The sequence below is a fragment of the Lelliottia sp. RWM.1 genome, from assembly GCF_016859735.1.
Classification (GTDB): domain Bacteria; phylum Pseudomonadota; class Gammaproteobacteria; order Enterobacterales; family Enterobacteriaceae; genus Enterobacter.
The window spans coordinates 1-3,067 of sequence record NZ_WLVC01000104.1 but is presented as its reverse complement, the minus strand read 5'-3'; the positions used below and the strand labels follow the sequence as shown (position 1 = coordinate 3,067).

Here is a 3,067-nt window from a genome sequence, read left to right as displayed (position 1 = left end):
CTGGCTCTCGAAGCGAGACACTCGCCCTTACTGAAGCCATAAAAAGCTTGTCGAATGTCTCAGGGCGTGAAGCGGACGTTGCGAACGGCATTCTGCGTGAATTAATGGGGTGCAGGTCACTTGCTAACAATACCATGTATGAGTCAACTGTGAACAGGTCAACCATAATCTGGCTAAAGTGGATAGGTAATATGCAAATTTTTCAAATAGAAGTAATAACAACTTCAACGGAATTCTATAATGTTTGTTGTTGTCTAGGAGCGGTTCCTTGAACCGCCTGCGATTTGGCTACGGTATATTTATTGAGATTTTGCAGACCACCATGGCAAGGTCGCCGTCGCCAGCTACGGAAAAGGGAAAGAATCTTGTTCATAAATATTGACTTTGACGATCAGAAGGGAATTGCCAGTATTTCGTTAGAAGGTTGGGCTCAGCCGCTTGTCGAATTACTCTCACAGTATTTTATCATCGACAAAGAAATGCTTTGTCTGAACTACTCCCACCTATCAACTGAGGACCGCAGTCTTGGGGTTATGGCTTGGCAAGATCTGCTAACTGCTCGTGAGCATTTTATGAGCAAATTCAGAGATGCGTCACAGCAGGGGCAGATAGCGCTGACCTTAAAAATTCTCGGACACGGATCCACGGGGATTGAGAATTCGTCCTCTATCTTGGAGCCAAATTCTTACCAGCGCGCTCAGGATACCTTCAGGGATAGCTTACTTAAGGTCGATCCCCCGGGCTTACGTGAAATCATTGTGGCGGAAATCGAGCCACATGCGACTTGGGTGAGTTGGTTGTTAAATGAACGTTCATATTATAAGCGTTATTTTTTGGACGATCAGCAGGTTATGAGGGCGTTGGTGGACAATACGTCCGAGAAAGATTGCATCTATGTACTTCAACTAGTCGACCCTCCTCTGGGGGCGAATAATTGGGCTTTCGATCAACTGGTCCAGCAGCATTGGCAGCGTGTACGCGCATACCTGGAAGAACATATCGACAAGCCGTCGGGCTATCCAAGCTATAGCATGCCTGAGCTCGTCTTCTCTCTTTTTGCGAATTCGCAGACAGTGCAGACGTCCCGGTGGGCTTGCGAACAGGTTTTGGAACGAGCAGATCTGTCAGTCTTTCCTGAGCTAATCCAACATAGCAGCATGATATTGCCAGAGGATGTACGTAATCTGTTCCTGCGCTGGCACAGCTATTCGCATAAAGAGAAGAAAGACAATTTAAAGGGGGGCGTTGCCAAAGCCTTCTCGAAGCTTGCTACATTGTGCGTGGACACCATACCCTCTGACCTCGCGCTTGCGGCGGCTTGGCACGAGTTTGAAGACCCTGTGCGGTCTAGCCAGCAAAACGTCGTAGCCAGTCTCAGAGAATTGCCATCCCTGACGAGTGGTCGAAAAACGCTGTGGACACAACTAGGCCCGGCCGCCCGCGAGGCCTGGCGACAGGATCTGTTCGATCAAGCGAATGAGGAACCTGAATTAGCTCAGGGGCTCCTCAGTTTTGCTTGCCTTTGGCTCGAGCAGACGGCATTTGCCGAAGTCGAGCCAGTGCTTTTGCGATTGATGGATGACGAGCAACATCTGGCGTTTGCGAATCGGCTTGTCGGCACTGATGTAAGGCAACTGCAACTGAGGTGCAAGGGACTACTGCGGTCCAAGCAGGGTGCACTGGACTTAGAGGGGCCGGTAGGCCGGGTCGAGGGAGACACTGCGTTGCCTAGCGTAGGAGCTAAAACTTGGCTGAGCGATCCTTCCGTGGAGCAAGTCATCTTTAGGGCGCTTAGCCAGATTGAGGAAGAATTTTGTCGCGAATATTCGAAGACTTGGGGAGAGGACGAGGAGGCCCATACGGCGCGCCTCCTGACTATGACGAAGGAGGCGATTGGCAACGTGAGCAGCCAGTTGCGCCAACTCTCGGCTACGACGCGGGCGACGTATCCGAGCCTGACAGTGAACGTGCGTCAACCCAGTAAGCGGGAGGAAGGGGCGAACACACAAGCCGGTGCTCCGCTGGGAGCAGACGTGCTGTTCCTGAGCCGTATCGTGGACAAGGGGAAAACAGTGGTCCAGCGTGCGACCCTTATGCAGGTGAAAAAGCGCAAAGGCACTAATTCGGGACAGGCCTTCAGTTCGACGGTAGGCATTAACCTGAAGCAGTGCGAGGACATACTCACGCAGTCAGAACACGCCTACTATCTTTTCGCGACTCCGGCCTCTCCTCGCCCGGTTCTCTGGGTTGCCCCAGCTCGGCTCGTTAGGAATTTGACCCAGTTGGACACGAGCAAAACCTCGGTTTCGGCGATGCGGGTGCGGGACGCCAGTTGCTCCTACGCGGAGTTTTTTCTGCACGAGCTTGTTGGCCTGTGGGCTGGCGACGAGCATGAGGATATCATCGCTGTCGCTAACGGCGATGCTAAGCTTGGGCGAACACCTCGCCACATTGTTGAAATCGAGGTTCGCCGCCAACTTGATTAATACTTGGGGAGAAATTCATGCTCCAACTATAGGCAAGGATCGTCTACCGGGGCGGGGTCAGTCCAGCCTAATTGACCTACACCCCGTTGATTTCCACAGAATGTTCTCATTAGCGTCAGCTCCTGGCACAAAGCTGCCCGTTGGCCAAAAGATACCCTCTTAATTTGCAACCTTCTATTGAGGTCTAAAAGGATTCAATCTAGATGGGTGGGCATGTGAAGGTCAGCTTTGAGCGATAATCCCTTCTTCAAATCGGAATACCCGTTTTAAGATCGAGCTTAAAAGATTCCCAGCCTCCTGGCGGGTCCCACTCTCCCAGGCCAAGCACCGTATCATTCTCTATTGATGTAATGATCACGCCATCAATGGCGCACTGCCTGGATTTCCAGAGAATGCCCGCAGCAATATCCATCAGAAAAACGTGGCAGTAAGTGGCGATAAGAACCCGATTATGTAGCTTGTCAGAATGGATGTCAGGAACTGAATAAAGATGGCCAACGTAATCACCTAGGGAAGGTGCGAACAAGTTCCTGATATGAGATCATCATATTCATCCGGAGCGCATCCCAGAGGGACATCAT

General features: G+C 51.3%; 2 protein-coding genes. One reads left to right on the top strand and one right to left on the bottom strand.

Annotated elements, in window-relative coordinates:
• Window positions 1-365 precede the first annotated feature (365 nt).
• On the top strand, window positions 366-2,486 hold the full coding sequence (locus GF617_RS26610) for a hypothetical protein (protein WP_126802443.1): 2,121 nt from the start codon (window positions 366-368) through the stop codon (window positions 2,484-2,486).
• A 247-nt stretch (window positions 2,487-2,733) separates the two neighbouring features.
• Here the strand turns inward: GF617_RS26610 and GF617_RS27345 are convergent, their stop codons facing one another.
• Window positions 2,734-2,898 carry a hypothetical protein gene (locus GF617_RS27345; RefSeq protein WP_239006643.1) on the bottom strand — a complete coding sequence of 55 codons (165 nt, stop codon included), beginning with the start codon at window positions 2,896-2,898 and terminating at the stop codon, window positions 2,734-2,736.
• Window positions 2,899-3,067 lie beyond the last annotated feature (169 nt).

What these genes read in the sequence shown, in the direction of transcription:
- GF617_RS27345 (WP_239006643.1), bottom strand. Translation starts at nt 2,898, where the DNA reads ATGGATATTGCTGCGGGCATTCTCTGGAAATCCAGGCAGTGCGCCATT.